Here is an 18,820-nt window from a genome sequence, read left to right as displayed (position 1 = left end):
AAAATATGATACTTCAGATATGTTCGTATTATCCCAGTAATGTTATCCATGGAATACTATTCAGTGAAATAGATAAGGTTTATGAACAACATATTCATGTCCCTATGTTAAAGTCGAGATATGAAGATTGGAATAAAAAGAATTTTGTTTGTTTACAACAAGGAGAAATATTCTATAGCCCATCGTGGAATCCTTTTGATAGAATAAATTATAGAAGTAGGATAAATAAGTCGTTAGAGAGCATCAGTGTTGATTATAATAAATTAAAATTAATACATGCACATACTTGGTTTGTTGATGGTGGTGTTGCTTATGAGATATTTAAGAAGTTTAATATTCCATATGTCATTACAGTTAGGAATTCTGATATAAATAGTATTTACAAATGGAGGATTGACTTACGAGGAGTGGCCTATGAAATACTCAAAAGCGCCAAGAAAATTATAGTTTTATCTCCTTCCTATAAGTTAAAATTGCTGGATTTGTTGCCTAAAAATGAATCAGATAAAATTGTACATAAAATTGAAGTCGTTCCTAGTGGATTAAAAAGTAAATGGTTACAAAATAATGACAATTTGGAGAAAGATACAAGTCGGATCAATTTTTTAAGTGTAGGAAGGATAGTGCCAGGAAAGAATTTTGATAAATTAATTGAAGCTTATAATTCAGTAAATATAAAAAATAAAGGTGACCTGTATATTGTTGGTTTTGAGAATCTTTCAAAATTTGAAATTAAATTAAAAAGTAAGTATTCCTTGGATCCAAATGTTAAATTACTGGATAGGATAAATGACTTTGAGGAACTAATTAATATTTATAAAAGATGTCATGTGTTCGTTTTACCTTCAAAAAGGGAGTCTTTTGGTTTGGTTTATATTGAAGCACTGAGTCAGGGATGTCCAATTATATATACAAAAAATGAAGGTGTTGATGGCTTTTTTAATAAAGAAGATATGATAGGTATAAGTGTAGAAGCAGATAGTATTTATTCGATTAAATCAGCGATGGAAGAAGTTGCTAACAATTTCAGCTCGTTTTCTACTAATACCGTCAATGTTTCAAAACGTTTTAGTATTGGAAAGGTAGCAGGTAGAGTTGTTAGTATATATAACAAGAGCATTAAAGAATAGTAAGATGAGTAATGTGATGTCAAAGAATATATTGTTAGTCAGTTTTGTTGTCAGTAATAAAGGGCATGGAAGAGAATATTTGACAAATATTGCTAATTTAACTTCAAAAAGTTCTAATGTTTCAGTGTTTGTTCCTTCAGATACAGATTTACAAAAGGAATTGTCTTCAGAGATAACTGTTTATAAAAGTAGATATGGATATGGTGCAATTGAAAGGGAGAAGTATAAGAAATATGGAAAATTATCGCAAGTAATTAGAGGGGGAGCGAGAGTTAGAGATAGTTTATCTATCTATAAAGACTTGATATCTTTAATTAAAAAATCAGATTTTGACATTATTCATATTTTGGATTCTGAATATATTTCACTTTTAAGTTTTTTGAATTCAATAAATGAGGAAGGAAAAATTTATATTACACTACATGCTTCTGACTTTTACTTTAATAGTTTTACTTTTGGTTCCATTTATAAATCATGTATTAGAAAATTGTTAAATCGGAGCTTTAATAAAGTTAATGGAGTAATATGTCATGGGGATTGGATAAAGGATAGGTTACAGAAATCATTTCCTTCTGTCTCCGAAAGAATTTTAGCATTAAATTACCCTAGCCAAGTATATAAGAATCTATCTTCTAAAAGTTTGATAAGAGAAAATCTTAGAATACCAAAGGATAAAACTTTGGTATTATTCATTGGAATGATCAGAAGAGATAAAAGAATTGAAATAGCCCTAGAAACCATTAGTTTACTTTCTGAAGAATATTGTTTACTAATTGCAGGTAATCCGACTGATTATTCCCTGTCAGACATTGATTATTTGATTGATAAATATAAGGTAGGCCATAAGGTAGTTACTGATTTAGGCTTTTTGCAAAAAAATAAATTCGAGGAATATTTTTCTATTTCTGATGTACTGTTATCGTGTCATTCTAAAACATTCCCTTCAGCAAGTGGTCCCGTTAGTGATGCGCGGACCTATGGTTTACCTGTAGTTGTTTCTCCTGGAGGACAACTACAATATTATGTTGAGAGTTCAAAGGTTGGAGTAGTTAGTAATGGATTCGCTGCAAAAGATTACGCAAGGGCTATTGAGGTAATAAAAGGTGAAAAAAATCAAATAAGAGAATCTATTGTTGAAGCATCTAGAGAATATTCATGGGATTCTTTTGTAAATCGTCAAGTTAACTTTTATTAAATATTATGAAAGTGTCTATTATAACACCATTATTCAATGGTGAGAACTTTATTTCTGAGACAATTGAGTCAGTGATTTCCCAAACTTATACCGATTGGGAAATGATAATAGTAGATGATGGTTCTCAGGATAAAGGTCCAGAAATTGTGAAGTCTTTTGCCAAAAATGATAAAAGAATTAATTTCTTTAGAAATGAGGAAAATTGTGGGCCAGCTATCAGCAGAAATAAAGCAATAGAAATGGCAAATGGGCGTTTTATTGCTTTTTTAGATAGTGATGATAGATGGACATCTCAAAAGTTGGAAAAACAAATTTCATTTATGCACAACGAAGATATACCTTTTTCATATACATGTTATAAGATGGTAAATGAAAATGGAAAATATTTGGGTGAAAAAATACCTCCAATAAAAGTAGATTATAAAAAAATGCTCGAGTCCAATTATATTGGTTGTTTAACTGCTGTATATGACTCACATAAGGTTGGAAAGGTTTATATGCCAAACATCCTAAAACGACAAGATTATGGGCTTTGGTTAAATTTATTGAAAAAGGTTAAATATGCTTACTGTATAAATGAAGTCCTAGCAGAATACACTATTAGATCCAGTTCTGTTTCTAGTAACAAAATTAAATTAATTAGATATAACTGGGAGTTGTTTAGGAATGTTGAAAAATTAAGTTTTACAAGATCTGTATATTATTTGTGTAAGAATATTTTAAATAAATTTAGAAAATGATTTCAATAATAGGTGGTTCTGGATTTATAGGGACTAGGTTATCAAATAGACTAATATCATCGGGAAAAGATATAGTAATCATTGACAAAAGGTCAAGTGGAACATTTCCAGATTTATGGAAATACTCAGATGTAAGAGAATTTGATGTTTTGTCCAAAGCTATTCAAGGGGATGTAATAATTAATTTAGCAGCAGAACACAGGGATGATGTAACACCTCTTTCGCTATATGATGAAGTAAATGTAGAAGGAGCAAAGAGAGTTTGCGAAGTTGCAGAAGAAAAGGGAATAAATCGTATAATTTTTACAAGTTCTGTAGCTGTGTATGGCTTTGCTCCCATTGGAACAGATGAATCTGGTGATATAAATTACTTTAATGATTATGGAAGGACAAAATATCTAGCAGAACAAGTTTATAAGGAATGGCAAAAGAGAGATTCTCAAAATAGAACTTTGGTAATTGTTAGACCGACGGTGGTATTTGGTGAGCAAAACAGAGGGAATGTTTATAACTTACTTAAACAAATTGCATCAGGCAAATTTATGATGGTGGGTAATGGAGAAAATGTTAAATCGATGGCCTATGTAGAGAATGTTGCAGCTTTTCTTGAATACTCTCTTGATTTTAAATCTGGAATTCATATATATAATTATATTGATAAACCTGATTTTACCATGAATACTTTGGTGAAAAAAGTATTTAAAGCATTAGGAAAAGAAGAAAAGGTGGGAATTAGAATTCCCTATTCAATTGGATATGGAATGGGGAAAATATTAGATTTAGGAGCGAAAATTTCAGGTAAAAAACTTCCTATTAGCTCAATTCGAGTGAAAAAGTTTTGCTCTAATACAAGTTTTAATACTAGTATTGTTAAATCAGGGTTTGAAGCTCCGGTATCCATTGAAGAAGGTCTATCACAAACAATTAAATATGAATTCGTAGACCGAAAAAAGGGAGAGGTGTTTTTTACCGAATAGAAAAGATTTAGTTAAAAGTGAATAGACATCTTTTTAAAACGTCCATATTTCTGTTGATTCTTTTAAGTGGGGGGCAATGTAGTGGACAAACACTAGATTATAAATTGTTCAACCCAAATTTAAATGAGTTTAAGAAAAACTTTAAATTCAGTTTACCTGATTATAGAAGTTCAAATTGTGATTTTAATAGTTTAACTAAATATTTAATTAAACTAAATTCTAATGAATCCAATATAGCTTATTATGGAGTAGCTCATGAGATATATTTACCCTTAATTATTGCCTTTAAGGAAAAGAGGATGGACGTCATTAGTCAATATGATACCTTATTTAGTGAAAGTAAGCTGTCCCATTTAATAAGTTCATTAGGTAATGACAGACTAAATGAATTGACATATTTCTATTTGGTATCAAATTATTTGAAATATAAATGTCATTTGGGTAATAAGGAAGAGAAGGTCAGATTGAATGAAATATATAAAATCATAAAAGGTTATATATTAGATTTTTGGATAGAGGATGTTGGAAATAATTGGGAAGCTGAACCGTTTGGTTATAAGGGAAAAAGAAGTAGAGTTGCATATTTATTAGATCATGAGTTAAATGATTTTAAAAAGGAAGAAAGATTTCATGGTGCAATTGTCGATCAGGATCTTTTTTTGATGGCTATTGGTACTAATTTGGCTGCTTGTGAATTGATTTATCAAAATGAGGTAAGTGATGAATTAACTGAAATAGTATACTACTTTTTTGAAGTTTTTAAAAGAAAGGTGGAATTTTTAGATGAGAAAAGATGGGTTTTTCAACCAGGAGCATTTTCAGAACATCGTGATTATAAATATGCTGGCAACAAACAGATCACAGCAAATATCGAAGTGAATAAAGTTTCTGGGATTTCTTGGGACGCTTCTCATTTTTCAAGATTTCCAGCATTTTTAGTTACATTAAAATCTATTTTAAGGGAGGATTCTCCACAAAGAAGGTATGTTGATCGTCTTATAGAGGGACTGTCAAATCAATTTATTGAAAAAGTTGTTGTTTATCCTAAAAACAAGAATGATTTGATTCAGTTTAATAATTTTATGGATGGAAACAATGGTGTTTTTCGTTATCGCTTCAAGGGAAAGTCTTCTGGATATACTCCTTATACGAATTGCTTACATATTTACTGGGGCTGGTGGAAATTGTTGAATGATGAGCGTATTTACAAAGTTTATGGAGAAATTTCTAATAACTTTCCTGAATATACCTCAATACAATTAAAAAAATTTTCACCTAATCCTATTATGCTCAAAGTCTATAAAGATTTGGTTGATTTATAATTTGTGTGATGAAAGGTAAACAACTCTTGTTTTTTGCAATATTCTGTTTGTTCATAAACATTAAGTTAAAGGGGCAGGGTATCCCTAGTGGGTATCCTATTTTTGAAGAAGCTATAAGAAGGCATCAACTAAGCAGTAAATTTGATTCGTCTTATAGTTTTAATTTGCGACCAATTCAAATGCCTATAAAAAGAGATAGTAAGAGTAAAGAAAATTATGACTTGTTTCAATTTGGAAGTAGCAATTACCTGAATAATGAAAAGGAATTAAAAGGGAAATATTTATTTGTATTACCAATAAGGAATTCAATAAAATTTACTTCAAAAAGACCTTATGGATATGGAGATGGAGTTATGATTCCAAGTGTTGGATTTCAGAATTTATTTTCAGCAGGAGTATTTTTAAAATTTAAATTTTTAAGTGTTCAGCTATATCCTGAATTCGTTTTTGCGGAAAACAAAAAATATGATGGCCTTCCAATTGGGTATTCAGATGCATTTTACAAGGCAAGATATATAAATTGGAATCTAGGGGATACACCGGAGCGTATTGGAAAAATAGGTTATTCTAAATTTGGATTAGGGCAATCAAAAATTTCATTGAACTATGGGGCTTTTGAGGTTGGAGTAGCCTCACAAAATATTTGGTGGGGACCAGGACAGTTTAACGCTTTAATTTTTTCCAATAATGCAGATGGGTTTCCACACCTAACCTTTAATACAACTAAACCAGCCAAAACTTTGGTTGGGAATTTTGAAGGACAAATTTTAATGGGGAAATTAACTAATAGCGGTACCGAACCTTCTCAGATAAATGAGTTAAATGATAAATATTATGATCCGCTACCTAATGATGATAAATACCTAAATGGTATAATGATTAGTTATAATCCTAAATGGATACCAGGCTTGTTTCTCGGTTTTACAAGAACATATCAGCAATATTTCGAGGATAATGACGGATCTTTTAAGTATTATTTCCCCATTTTTGAGACTTTCACCAAAAACAAATTATTTGAGGGGGGGAATAGTGTTGAATATGATGGTAGACGCCAAGATCAACAAATTTCAATCTTTGGACGATATAATTTAAGCAAAGCTAAAGCTGAAATTTATTTTGAGTTTGGACGTCGTGATCATGCATATAATTGGAGGGAGTTTATATTAAACCCTGAGCATGCACGAGCTTATTTATTAGGGTTTAAAAAATTATTTAGTTTACCAGTCAAAAATAAATTTTTACAGGTGCGTGGTGAAATGTTACAGCAACAGGGATCTATTAATGGATTGATTAGGTATAAAAATAGTAGTGGAGGGGCATGGAGTACTCATTATCAGCTTAGAGGTTTTGTTAATAATGGCCAACCTCTTGGTGGTGGTATTGGAACAGGCAGTAATTCCCAGAATATTGAAATTTCATTAATAGAGGATCTTAATAAGTTTGGGCTTCTTTTTGAAAGAATAGCTAATCATCAAGATGTTTATTATCTAGGATTAGGGATGCAAGAAGAAAAGCAACCGTGGGTAGATTTATCGCTAGGATTCTTGTTCGACTACCAATGGGATCGGTTTTTACTGAGTTCCCGTTTACAAATGATCAATGGCTTGAATTACCAGTGGCAACTAGACCCGGCAAGCACGGAAGAGTTTCCTGTGGGAAAAGATAAGTTCAGTGTGTTTGCACAAGCGCATTTGATTTATTTGTTAAAATAGCGACCTTTATTAGATAGGATAATACTTTGATTGTTTAGTTAGATAATTATGTATATTGTTTTTTCCAGTATATTGGCTTTTTGCATTGGACTGATCATTTTCCCTTTTTTGATAAGGTGGATTAAGCAGAGCAATTTAATGGATTTGCCGGGGGGCAGAAAGATCCATAAAGCAGCTATTCCATCCATGGGAGGCATTGGGATATTGATTGCATTTGCCTTGATTATTGTTCTTGATATAGCCCATATTCCCATAGGAAAGTATCAATATTTGCTTGTAAGTATGGCAGTGTTATTTCTAATAGGATTCTTAGATGATTGGAAGGAGTTGTCTGCACTACAAAAACTTATAGGACAATTATTGGCATTTACATTAGTTGTAGTGCTTGGTGAGGTAAGATTAGTGAGTTTTTATGGGTTGTTGGGTATTGGAGAATTGCCGCTTTGGTTAAGTTATGGTTTATCGATTTTTCTTTTTGTAGGACTCACCAATGCATATAATTTAATTGATGGATTGGATGGGCTAGCTGGGACCTTGGGGCTGATTTCTTGTAGCTTTTTAGGTGCCTGGTTTTTGGCTACTAAACATATGTCAGAAGGAGTTATCTGTTTAGTGATGGCAGGAAGTTTATTGTCCTTTCTCGTATATAATTGGTACCCCGCTAAGATATTTATGGGAGATACCGGCTCCTTGCCCATAGGATTTTTTGTCACTGTCTTTTTGTTGATTTTTGTTCAATACAATGGAATATTACCAGATTATTCGTTTTATAAGTTTCAGGCTCCTATTACGGCAGGGTTAATAATGTTGGTCATTTGTTGTTATGACACCTTGCGGGTTTTTGTGCGGAGATTAAAAAAAGGGAAATCGCCTTTTGCGCCTGATAAATCCCATGTACACCACTTTTTGATACGAATGGGATACCGGCATGATCAGGTAGCGCTTTTTTTGGGAGGGATTAAGTGCGGATTGATCATTTTAGTATTATTCTTAAAAGACGTTCAGGAAATCTTTTTATTGCCAGGGGTGGTATTGCTTGTTGTGGCTATGGGAAGTATGCTCAATGCCCTTACCTTAAGAAGGGTAAGGGAAAAAGTAAAAAACGCTCCACGAGTTCTTGCAAAATCTCCATATACAGTTCAGAAAATCCAAAAAGAGTATAATAAAGTAGGCGATAACCCCTCATTAGAAATTGGAAAATAGTATAACAAAGGAAGGGATGCCTACTCGAAAAGTTCGTATGGCGAAGATCCGAGCAAAGAAGCAATCTTATATTTGGATATGAGATTGCTTAGCCCTACCTCCAGGCAATGAATTGTATAATATAAAGTTTTAGTTCGAAATTTTATTTTGTCAATACTCTTGTAGTAGTGTGGTTCTGCGTGTAGTAGTTGTTTGATTCCACAATACAACACCAGACAACAACAGACCCTAATAAACAAAACATATAATGCAAACAACAAAACCAGCCCTTTTGATATTGGCTGCGGGTATGGGCTCGCGGTATGGGGGGAACAAGCAGATTGATGGCTTTGGCCCTAATAACGAAACCATTTTGGAATACGCCATTTACGATGCCATTCAGGCCGGATTCGGCAAGGTAGTGTTTGTCGTAAGGGCGGAGATCCTTGACTTGGTAAAAGATCGTTTTCTGGATAAGATAAATGATCTGATCCAGGTCGAATTTGTGATCCAATCCCTCACCAGCCTGGTACCTGCAGCTTATCAAAACCCTGAACGAACAAAACCCTACGGTACAGCACATGCAGTACTCTGTGCCAAAGAGGTAATAGAAGAACCTTTTGCGGTCATCAATGCAGATGATTTCTACGGGAAAGAAGCTATTGATCGTTTAGGGAAATTTCTGACCCATCCCCAAGGGGATCACCAGCACTGCATGGTGGGGTATGCCCTTAAAAATGTCCTCTCTCAGCATGGCACCGTTAACCGTGGCGTTTGTGATGCCAATGATAAGGGAGAACTTACGGGGATGACAGAACGTGAAAAGATCTCCCGGGAAGGAGAGAAGGTCATTAGCCGCATGGGTGAGGACGTTCTTGAAATCAGTGAAAATACTCCGGTTTCCATGAACTGCTGGGGATTTCAGCCATCCTTCTTTGCGGAAACAGAAAAGCGATGGAAAGTTTTCTTGGAAGAAAACAAGGACAATAGTAAAGCGGAATTCTATATCCCTACCGTGGTGAATGACCTGATTGCCGAAAGCAAGGCTTCCGTCAGGATATTGGAAGGAGGAAAGACCTGGTTTGGCGTGACCTACCCCGAGGACAAGGTCACCGTGGAAGAAGCCCTGAATTTCATGCACCAGAAAGGTGTTTATCCAGGGAAATTATGGGAGCCTAAAAAAGTCCGGATGTAGATAGAAGAATTTCAGTATTATAAATTGGATGAAAGCCATTTGCGAAAGCGAATGGCTTTTTTATTGCATTTTTTTCAGGACTCCGGTCCAACTGGTGAAATTGTTTTCTTTCTGTTTGTGAATTTGCCATTGAATCAAAAACTATTGATCATGGCAAACTATAACGTAACCACCTTATAAAGTACATGTTTCATGGCGTGTTTTGACCGCATAGCTTTGTGGAAAAAGCAAAAGTGATGAACCTACAAGAAGAAATGGCCGCCCTTGTCAAAGAGTACAAGAGCAGCGGTCTGACGCAGAAATCCTTCAGTGCGCGAAAGGGGATCGGTTATCCCAAGTTCAATTATTGGTACCGAAAGCTGGCGGGGGAACAGGTCCGGGAACCCACTGGTTTTCTACCGGTCCGTACCCAGGGCAGCAGTGTTCCTGCAGAGGCGGTGGAAGTGGTGTACCCGAACGGGGTAAAGCTGCGGGTGCCGTCCGAGGACCTATCGCTGTTGTCCAACCTGATCAGGCTGTACTGATGTTTTCGCTGGGCTCCCACCACCAATATTTCCTGTACCGCAGCCCGGTTGACATGCGCAAAGGGTTCAACGGGCTTTCCGGGATCGTCACCAATGAACTGGACCGTGACCCGGTCTCCGGGGAAGTGTTCGTCTTTGTCAACCGCCACCGCAACCTGATCAAACTCCTGCACTGGGAGAAGGGCGGTTTCGTGGTCTATTACAAACGATTGGAAAAAGGCACTTTCCTGCTCCCGGAGGACAGGGGTGACGGCGTGCTGGATTGGCCCGAACTGGTGCTGATGGTCGCGGGCATCCAGGTGGAAGGCTACCGGCAGCGTCCCCGGTATATCCCCGGTTGATTTTTTTTACTGACCCGTGTTCAGCTTTTCGGGGCTGTATGCCCTTCTGTTAGTCCTACGGACAGCTTTTTGAAGCCAGAATGGCCGAAATCATCTCCTGAGGTTTTTTTCCACAGGGGCTGTGGAAAAAAAGTCCATGGTTTTATAAGCGGGAGGTTTTATTTTCGGGCATGTCAAAGCCACTCGACCAGTTGACCAAAGCCGAACTGCTTGCCCTGCTGCAAAAGTCAGAGCAACAGGTGGCCGACCGTGAGCGGGTGATAGCCGAGAAGGAACGTATCCTGGCCGAGAAAGAAGCTTATGAGAAGCAGTTGTTGGCGATGATCGAGAAGTTCAAGCGCATGTCCTTTGCCCAGAAGCGGGAGCGCTTTTTAGGGAACAAGGACCAGATGGCCCTGCCCTTTGAACCTGACCAAGAGCAAGAACAGCAACAGCAGGAAGGGTTTTCCCGCAAGGTGGAATACATCCGCAAGAAACGTCCCGCCCATACGGGCAGACAGCCCTTGCCCGACCACCTTCCCGTGGAAGAGATCGAGATCCATCCGGAAGGGGACCTTTCCGGCATGGAGTGTATCGGCAAGGAAGTGACCGAAGAGCTGGACTATATCCCTGCCCAATATATCCGCAGAAGATACATCCGCTATAAGTATGCCCCAAAGGACAGGTACAGCAGTGCCGGGGTAAAGATCGGCCTGTTGCCGGAAAGGGCCATTCCAAAGGGCATCCCGGGTTACGGCCTGCTCACCGACATCCTTACAAGGAAATACCTGGAACATATGCCGCTGTACCGGCAGGCGCAGCGTTTCAAACGGGAAAAGATCCCCATAGCGCCCACCACACTTGAGGGATGGGTGAAACAGGGGCTGGAAAAACTCGAACCCCTGTACGACTGTCTGGTGGACGACACCAAGGCCATGGGCTATCTTATGGTGGACGAGAGTACCATCCGGGTATTGGACAGCGACAACAAGAAGGGCGCCTGCCACACGGGTTACTACTGGGTATACCATAACCCTTTGGAAAACACCGTACTCTTTGATTACCGGCCTACCCGGAGCAAGGAAGGCCCCAGTGCCATACTGGAAAACTTTCAGGGCTACCTGCAGAGTGATGGATATGGCGTGTACGAACATTATGTGGCCAATAAGCAGGTCACCCACCTGGCCTGTTGGGCACATGCAAGGAGAAAGTTTTTTGAGACCTTGGTGGAAAACAAGAAGGCCGCTTCCGAGGCCCTGGGCTTTATCGGCAAGCTTTACGATGTGGAAAGAAAGGCCAAGAAGGAAAACCTCTCTGCCGAAGACCGCAAGAAGCTCCGTTTGGACGAGGCCTTGCCGGTGATCAACAAAATGTCCGAGTGGATCAAGAAGCAGCTGCCCAAGGCCCTGCCCAAAAGTGGGCTGAGAAAAGCCCTGTTCTACTCGGCAAACAGATGGGCCGAACTGTCCAATTACCTGTATGACGGTAAACTGGAGATCGACAACAATCCCGTGGAAAGGGAAATCAGATCAATGGTGGTCGGCAGAAAAAACTACCTGTTTGCCGGCTCCCATAAAGCGGCCCAAAGGGCGGCCATGATCTATTCCTTCTTCGGCATCTGTAAATTACATGACGTCAATCCCCAACAGTGGCTCGAACATGCTCTGAGAAATATCATGACCACCAACCATAAGAACATCCGTGACCTATACCCACAAAACTTTAACCAAACAACACGCGGTTAATAGGGCGGTTACACTATAACACAAAATCATCAAACAATATCCTTTCCTCGACACCGCATTTTGAAGAGGTAAAGTCATTTTTTTTACAACAGTCCGTCCCCGTTTCCGAGGCAGAAGTGTTTTATTTTTACTACCAGTCCACCGGGTGGCACAAGGAAAATGGCATGCCGCTAGGCAATTGGAAAGAGGCTGCCCATGACTGGTTGTACAATCTCGAAAACTAGTGTTTTATGGCGACAAAGCAAAAGACGGAAAAAGTTGTGGTGATGTCCAAGATATCCCAAGACCACTACCAAGAGCTGTTGGGACTGTTGTCGAAATCAACCAACCACTCCATGAGTGCGCTGATAAGGCAAATCCTGTCAAACAGGCCTATCAAGTGTAGAACACATGATCAGACCTATGAAAGGGTCCTGGAAGGGATGCATGCCATTCACATGGAAATCCAGGAAATAGGGGTGAACGTAGACCAAATGGTCCATGGATTTTTGGTCAACCATGATACTCCCAGGAACCGGAAAATGGCCAGACGGCTGGAAGGAATGGTGAAGGAGGCGCTGGTGAAATTGGAGGTTTTGGAGAAAGTGGTACAAGGACATTTCAGGAAATGATGGCAGTGATAAAGGTAGGAAGGAACATAAACAGCATCCTTTATTACCATTTCAGGAAGATCAGTGAAGGCAAGGCCGACTTGATCACGGTACACGGTTTTGGGGGCCAGGGGGAGCGTATGGACCGAAAGGAATTGAATGCGTATTTTCGATCCTATACTCTCAGGAACAATAGGGTAAAGGTAAATGCGATCCATATCTTCCTGCATTTTTCCCAAACGGACAGTTTGGATAAACGCAGTTTACGATACATAGCCCAGCAATACATGAAACGAATCGGTTACGGCAAACAACCCTATGTGGTGTTCAACCATACAGATAGTTACAAACCCCACATACATGTCCTCAGTACTACCATATCCAAAAACGGAAAACGGTTGGAAACCCATCATTTGGGTAAGACACTCTCCAAGAAGGCCTGTAGGGAGTTGGTGGCCGAGATGGGACGTCATTCTTCTCCTCAACCACCGGAGCAACATTCATATCCGGCACGTTTGGAGAAACTTGAGTATGGTAAAACAGAAACCCTCGGTAGGATGGAAAGCATCATAAAGGGAGTCTTGCGCCAGTATACCTTTGGCTCAATAGCTGAATTTGCAGCTGTTTTGCACCAGTTCAACGTGGGGCTGGTACAGGGCAAAAGAGGAGGGAGGATGTGGAGGAACCGTGGACTGGCCTATTGTCCATTGGACGATCATGGAAGGCATTTGGGAGGTTTGGTGAAAGCAAGTTCCTTATCCCTGCGTCCCACATTTGGAAGTATAACCAATCGGATGGAACGGAATAAAAGAGTGTCTCCCTCCAAAGTGGCTGAAGCAAAAGAACGCTTTTTGGAAGTGCAGGATAACATGGTAAAAGATGCATTGATGGACCTGGATGGAACATTTAAAAAAAATGGATTTGCCATCAGTATCCAAATGGGAAGGGATAAGAAAAGGGCAATAGCCATAGACCACCTTAACAGGACGACGTTCACCATCTCCGGGAAATTGTTACGGGAAGTTTCACGGCAAGTGGCCATTAAGTTGGTGGAAAGGTATCCCGTGATCCAGGAAGCACTAGAGGAAAAGTCAAGCAATGGAGGGCATGAAGAAACCGTGGATAATGCTTATCGGAAGGAAGAAATACCTGTATGGAAGCTGGATACCGCACCGGAATTCCAGAAATTCGTTGAAAGGGTGAGCAGGCTCAGGGATGTCCTGCCCAAACAGTCTATTTCCCTCCCAAGGTCCCGAAATTCCAAATTTTCCCCAAACCGATCATAATGGCTACAGGAGAGAACCAACAGACCCTTCGTAAGATCCTTGACCTCACCCGTAAGGTAAGCATTGCCATCTTGCTCATCCACCTTTACCTGGAACTTCCATGCGTCTTTTCAAAATGGGGACTTTCCTTGCCCGTCCTAACGGTATTTGTGGAGAACGTAGGGGAATTGCCTTTTCTGAAGGACGACATTTATGCAAAAATACTATGTTTGGGAATGCTCTACGTTAGCCTGCTTGGTGCAAAGGGGAAAAAAGATACCGCCATAAAGTGGCTGCCGGCCTTGATCACCATGGTGCTGGGAAGTGTCCTGTTTTTCTTGGCCACCTATTGGGAGGCAGTAGTGCTGGGCCGTTTGGTTTTCGGATACTGCTACCTTATCTCCATGGTGACAGGCTACCTTATGGTCCTATGGGGAGGGAGTAGGTTGTCGCGCTGTTTAAAAGAGCAGGTGAGCAAGGACGTGTTCAATCATGACAATGAGACCTTTCCCCAAGAGGAGCGCCTGCTTGAAAATGAATATTCGGTGAACCTACCGGCGATATACCGCCTGAAACAAAAAAGCAGGCCCAGCTGGATCAACATCATCAACCCCTTCCGGGCCCTGTTGGTATTGGGAACACCAGGTTCAGGGAAAAGCTATTTTGTCATCCGGCATGTGATCGTTCAACACATAGCTAAGGGCTTTTCCATGTTTATCTATGATTTTAAGTACGATGACCTCTCCCGAATTGCCTATAATGCCCTGCGGAAAAATAAGGCCGCCTACAGGATAGCACCGACATTCTACACCATCAATTTTGATGACCTTTCCCGCAGTCATCGGTGCAATCCCCTTGAACCGTCCACCATGCTGGACATCACCGATGCCAGCGAGGCTTCTCGGACCATTATGATGGGGCTAAACAGGGAATGGATTAAAAAACAAGGGGACTTCTTTGTAGAATCGCCGATTAATTTTCTAACTGCCGTGATCTGGTTTCTCAAACGGTACAAGGAAGGGAAGTACTGTACCCTTCCCCATGTCATTGAAATGATGCAGGTAGAGTACGAGAAGCTGTTTTCGGTCCTGCGGTGTGAACCGGAGATAGAGGTGCTGATCAATCCCTTTGTCTCCGCATTTATGCAAGGGGCTGCCGATCAACTTGAAGGCCAGATTGCCAGTGCAAAGATCACCATGGCCCGGTTATCCTCCCCACAGCTTTACTATGTGCTTTCCGAAAGTGAATTTACCCTGGACATCAACAATCCGGACAGGCCGAAGATCGTATGCATGGGAAACAACCCACAAAAGCAACAGGTGTACGGTGCAGTGCTGAGCCTGTATATTTCCAGGATCACCAAGCTGGCCAACCAGAAGGGAAAGCTCAAGTCCAGCCTGGTCTTCGATGAATTTCCGACCATTTATTTTAACGGGATAGATAACCTGATCGCCACGGCAAGGAGCAACAAGGTGGCGACCTGTCTGGGCGTTCAGGATTACAGCCAGCTCAAAAAGGACTACGGCAGGGAGCATGCAGAGGTGATCATGAACACGGTGGGCAATATCGTTTCAGGGCAGGTGCTTGGCGATACGGCAAAGCAATTGTCCGAACGGTTTGGGAAGATCCGACAGCCCAGGCAGAGCAGGTCCGTCAATTCCAACGATACCTCCATAAGCCATTCGGTACAGCTTGACCTTGCAGTGCCCCAATCTACGATCGCCTCCCTGTCCTCGGGGGAATTTGTGGGGATGGTGGCCGATACGCCCGATCAGCCCATCAAATTAAAGGGGTTTCATGCCGCTATCCAAAATGACCATGAGGCAATCCGAAGGGAAGAAAGAGGATACCGGCCCATTCCACCATGCAGGAAACTAACCGAACACGAAGTGGCCAATAATTACAAAAGGATCAAATCCGAGGTCAGCGAACTGATAGAGTCGGAACTGGACAGGATGCTGGACAGCCCAGGACTGGCAGGCCTGATCATCAGAAAGCGATAAAGATCCATAATTGGTGACTTGAAGCCCATAGCGGATTGAACCATGGTTGAATTGCAAAAGTAAGGTAGCTGAATGGTAAACTAAGTCAGGCTCATGAAAGGCCAAGGAATTGCGAAATCCGTATGGAAGGTGCCTTTTAGTATTCAGAAATGGTTTCCCTCCATTCTTGGATTGAAGGACTTAAATGGGCTTTTCTTATAAAATTCATCATGGCAAAACCAATGGTGGCAAAGTGGTTTTTTCGAAAATTTTAAGGGGGAATAATGGTTATTTAATGTCAAAGTTTATTTATTGTATACCAAGAGCAAGAAAACTAAAGTGTACATTTTTATGGTACGTAAGTCCTGTATAGCATCTTGGTACCTTTGGGCAGTAAATATTGTACTGTCCTCCGTAACGTTCGCCCAGGAGCTGGACAGGGATAGTTTGCGGAAAAAAGTAGAGCAGTTTCAGCAAGATCCCGGTTACGAAAAGGACACAGGCTATATCAATTCCGGTATTGGAGTACCGCCCCGGATTCGGTGATGGCCATATCGAAAAGGGCCCTTCTGGTTAGCAATCGAATAGGATACGAACGGGGAGTGTTGGCCGCGCTGATCAATATCGGTACGGCCCATTATGAAAAAGGAAACTTCAAGGAAGCCATAGTGGTGGAAAAGGATGCAATGGCACAGGCCGAAAAATTGGGATTCAGAAAGGAAATAGGGGTATTGTGCATAAACCTGTCGATGGTCTACTTGGATATAGGTTTGTACGAAAAGGCACAGCAACTGGCTTATAGAGGCTTGGAAATCGCCACCCAAAACGGTTTTGACAAGCAAGTGGCCCGAAATCACTGGACCATTGGACAGGTCCATGAGCTTCAGGGGAATTTACGGGAAGCAAGGAAGTCCTATACCCTGAGCAAGTCCCTATATGACCGTTCAGGTTACCACGATATCCAGCACATGTTGGATATAAGGATAGGCCGGTCGTATCTCCAGGAAAACCTGCATGCAAAAGCCAATGAGTTTTATGAGCGGGCATTAAAAGAAAGTAGGGGGGGGCATAGGGCCGGAATGGTCAGGTCCTATATGGCTTTGGGGGACTTATTGGAGCAGACGGGAAATCCGGTGACGGCCATGGAAAAGTATGCTGAAGCAATAAATATTGCGATGAAGATGGGGACCGAACAAAAAGTAGCCGAAGCAGACCTTAAAATAGCAAAATGCCTACTTGAGGCAGGGAAACCGACTGAAGCTTATGTTCAAGTGCAAAGAGGACTCCATATGGCACGGAAAATCAACCATATTGCCCTGACAAGAGAGGGATTACTTGTCTTAAGTGGGATACAAGCGGCAAAGGGCGATTATAAAGCAGCACTTGACAGTTATCAGGAATATACCCTTCTTGGAGACAGTTTGATGAATCAAGAGGTAAGGATTCAATTGGTGAGAGCCGAGGAGCAGTTCCGGCATGACCAAGCGATAAAAACAGTCAACCAAAAGCACAGGGAGCAATTGCTTCGCCAGCGTAATTTCACCTATTTTATCCTCGTCCTATCGATATTATTGGTCTTGATGGTCCTGTTGTTATTTCTCTATCTCCGAAATATACGCCGTACCAATAGGATACAAAAAAAACACCAAGAAGAGATGGATGCTCAGAACAGGGAACTTGAAAGGATGGGGAATTTCAAGGACAGGATATTGTCAGTAGTGGCACATGATGTAAAGACACCGTTGAACTCCCTTAAAAGTACCATTGACATGTATCAGGAAGGGATGTTCACCAAAGAAGAAATGGAAATGCTTACCAAGGAGATCGGCACGAAATTAAGCGAGGTCAATTATTTTGTAAAGGACCTCGTCTTGTGGGCGAAAAGCCAGATGACCGAAACTTCAGCACGTCCGGTCAGGTTTGAAATAAAGGAAATAGTGAAAAAGACCATATCTTTACTCCTCCCTGACGCAACAAAGAAAGGGATAGAGATCATTGATCGTACAGGACCAAGGATGGTCCTTGCCGATGTGGAAATGGTCAAAATTGTTGTACGTAACTTTCTGGCCAATGCCATTAAATATTCTGGACAGGGTGACCAGATCATCATTAACAATAAGACCAATAGTGGGGGAAGGTTGTTGATGGTCTCCGTGGTGGATACTGGTACAGGTATTCCAGCAGAAAGGTTGCCGCATATCTTCGATGAAGTGAACATGAGCACAGAAGGTACCCACCATGAAATAGGTACAGGGCTGGGGCTTGTCCTGAGCAGGCAATACATTGAAATGAACAATGGAAAAATTGGGGTAGAGTCAGAACAGGGAAAAGGAAGTACCTTTTGGTTTGCCATTCCATTGGATGAACAACCTTCTTGATGGTATGCCTTGGCCTTTTCCCATCGGTAGATCCATTATGTTCACCAAGAGAGCTGGCTGGGGATATTGTGCTTAAATTTTCAAGGTTTCCACACATTTTTAACGTGGAGGCATAATATCCTCCTATTATTTGATAGTTTTGACCAGTAGGAGGTATTTACTTTTTGTTGCTGAACTTCATGACAATGGAAGGTCCCAAAAAGCGCCAAACAGTGAGATGGCGATAATAAATCCGACCGCTAGCGGGAACTTTCGGCCTCCTTATCCGCATTCACTCACGGACCCTTTCGTTCTGCTGATATACATCATTAATTGGACATTATAAAACAAGGTTTATTCATAACTTGTCTTAGAAAGTTTTTTGGGATAAAACACATAAAATACAGGTTTTATTTGATGTTTATTTTAGACGATCGGAAAGCAAGAACAGCTGTCATAAGGTGTGAAAATAAATAATACGCATTTCAAATGCGTATTATAGATTATGTGTGCTGATTTTTAGTAAAATGCATATAATAAAATGTTTAATGGGATATGTATAAATAATATTGTTAATTTAAAGC

The 18,820-nt window shown here is 40.4% G+C and carries 16 protein-coding genes; all 16 read left to right on the top strand.

From position 1 onward, the window contains the following. The first annotated feature begins 5 nt into the window (after positions 1-5). The 16 genes from ECHVI_RS21420 to ECHVI_RS21345 all read left to right on the top strand — a co-directional run bounded on the left by ECHVI_RS21420 (position 6) and on the right by ECHVI_RS21345 (position 18,257). Entirely contained in the window at positions 6-1,130 is a 1,125-nt protein-coding gene (locus tag ECHVI_RS21420; protein WP_015268101.1) for a glycosyltransferase family 4 protein, read from the top strand. 16 nt (positions 1,131-1,146) lie between these two features. Continuing rightward, positions 1,147-2,325, top strand: a complete 1,179-nt coding sequence (locus ECHVI_RS21415; RefSeq protein ID WP_169316428.1) for a glycosyltransferase family 4 protein — start codon at positions 1,147-1,149, stop codon at positions 2,323-2,325. A 5-nt stretch (positions 2,326-2,330) separates the two neighbouring features. Then, on the top strand, positions 2,331-3,065 hold the full coding sequence (locus ECHVI_RS21410; RefSeq protein ID WP_015268099.1) for a glycosyltransferase family 2 protein: 735 nt from the start codon (positions 2,331-2,333) through the stop codon (positions 3,063-3,065). Beyond that, positions 3,062-4,042, top strand: coding sequence for an NAD-dependent epimerase/dehydratase family protein (locus tag ECHVI_RS21405; protein WP_015268098.1), 981 nt, complete (start codon positions 3,062-3,064; stop codon positions 4,040-4,042). Before ECHVI_RS21410 ends, ECHVI_RS21405 begins: the two co-directional genes overlap by 4 nt. Positions 4,043-4,095: 53 nt before the next feature. After that, on the top strand, positions 4,096-5,364 hold the full coding sequence (locus ECHVI_RS21400; RefSeq protein ID WP_015268097.1) for a hypothetical protein: 1,269 nt from the start codon (positions 4,096-4,098) through the stop codon (positions 5,362-5,364). An 8-nt stretch (positions 5,365-5,372) separates the two neighbouring features. Then, positions 5,373-7,076 carry a capsule assembly Wzi family protein gene (locus ECHVI_RS21395; protein ID WP_015268096.1) on the top strand — a complete coding sequence of 568 codons (1,704 nt, stop codon included), beginning with the start codon at positions 5,373-5,375 and terminating at the stop codon, positions 7,074-7,076. A 48-nt stretch (positions 7,077-7,124) separates the two neighbouring features. Further along, on the top strand, positions 7,125-8,279 hold the full coding sequence (locus ECHVI_RS21390; RefSeq protein ID WP_015268095.1) for a glycosyltransferase family 4 protein: 1,155 nt from the start codon (positions 7,125-7,127) through the stop codon (positions 8,277-8,279). Positions 8,280-8,526: 247 nt separating this feature from the next. Further along, positions 8,527-9,453: a nucleotidyltransferase family protein gene (locus ECHVI_RS21385; RefSeq protein ID WP_015268094.1), complete on the top strand. Its 927-nt coding sequence runs from the start codon at positions 8,527-8,529 to the stop codon at positions 9,451-9,453. A gap of 218 nt (positions 9,454-9,671) precedes the next feature. Further along, positions 9,672-9,977 (top strand): IS66 family insertion sequence element accessory protein TnpA, encoded by a 306-nt coding sequence (gene tnpA, locus ECHVI_RS21380; protein WP_041738757.1) that lies wholly within the window; start codon positions 9,672-9,674, stop codon positions 9,975-9,977. Then, positions 9,977-10,318 carry an IS66 family insertion sequence element accessory protein TnpB gene (gene tnpB / locus ECHVI_RS21375; protein ID WP_015267031.1) on the top strand — a complete coding sequence of 114 codons (342 nt, stop codon included), beginning with the start codon at positions 9,977-9,979 and terminating at the stop codon, positions 10,316-10,318. Before tnpA ends, tnpB begins: the two co-directional genes overlap by 1 nt. A 170-nt stretch (positions 10,319-10,488) precedes the next feature. Continuing rightward, entirely contained in the window at positions 10,489-12,042 is a 1,554-nt protein-coding gene (gene tnpC / locus ECHVI_RS21370; RefSeq protein ID WP_015267032.1) for an IS66 family transposase, read from the top strand. 230 nt (positions 12,043-12,272) lie between these two features. Then, positions 12,273-12,653 carry a plasmid mobilization protein gene (locus ECHVI_RS21365; protein ID WP_015268093.1) on the top strand — a complete coding sequence of 127 codons (381 nt, stop codon included), beginning with the start codon at positions 12,273-12,275 and terminating at the stop codon, positions 12,651-12,653. Next, positions 12,650-13,918, top strand: coding sequence for a relaxase/mobilization nuclease domain-containing protein (locus ECHVI_RS21360; RefSeq protein ID WP_015268092.1), 1,269 nt, complete (start codon positions 12,650-12,652; stop codon positions 13,916-13,918). The genes ECHVI_RS21365 and ECHVI_RS21360 overlap by 4 nt, the downstream gene beginning before the upstream one ends. Continuing rightward, complete coding sequence (gene mobC / locus ECHVI_RS21355; protein WP_015268091.1) at positions 13,918-15,900, top strand: conjugal transfer protein MobC; 1,983 nt, start codon at positions 13,918-13,920, stop codon at positions 15,898-15,900. The genes ECHVI_RS21360 and mobC overlap by 1 nt, the downstream gene beginning before the upstream one ends. Positions 15,901-16,230: 330 nt before the next feature. Continuing rightward, positions 16,231-16,425, top strand: a complete 195-nt coding sequence (locus ECHVI_RS21350) for a hypothetical protein (protein ID WP_015268090.1) — start codon at positions 16,231-16,233, stop codon at positions 16,423-16,425. After that, positions 16,425-18,257: a tetratricopeptide repeat-containing sensor histidine kinase gene (locus ECHVI_RS21345; protein WP_015268089.1), complete on the top strand. Its 1,833-nt coding sequence runs from the start codon at positions 16,425-16,427 to the stop codon at positions 18,255-18,257. The genes ECHVI_RS21350 and ECHVI_RS21345 overlap by 1 nt, the downstream gene beginning before the upstream one ends. Positions 18,258-18,820 lie beyond the last annotated feature (563 nt).

It is taken from the genome of Echinicola vietnamensis DSM 17526 (assembly GCF_000325705.1).
GTDB lineage: Bacteria > Bacteroidota > Bacteroidia > Cytophagales > Cyclobacteriaceae > Echinicola > Echinicola vietnamensis.
Note: the sequence above shows the minus strand (reverse complement) of the source record. Positions and strands in the feature narration are given on the sequence as shown.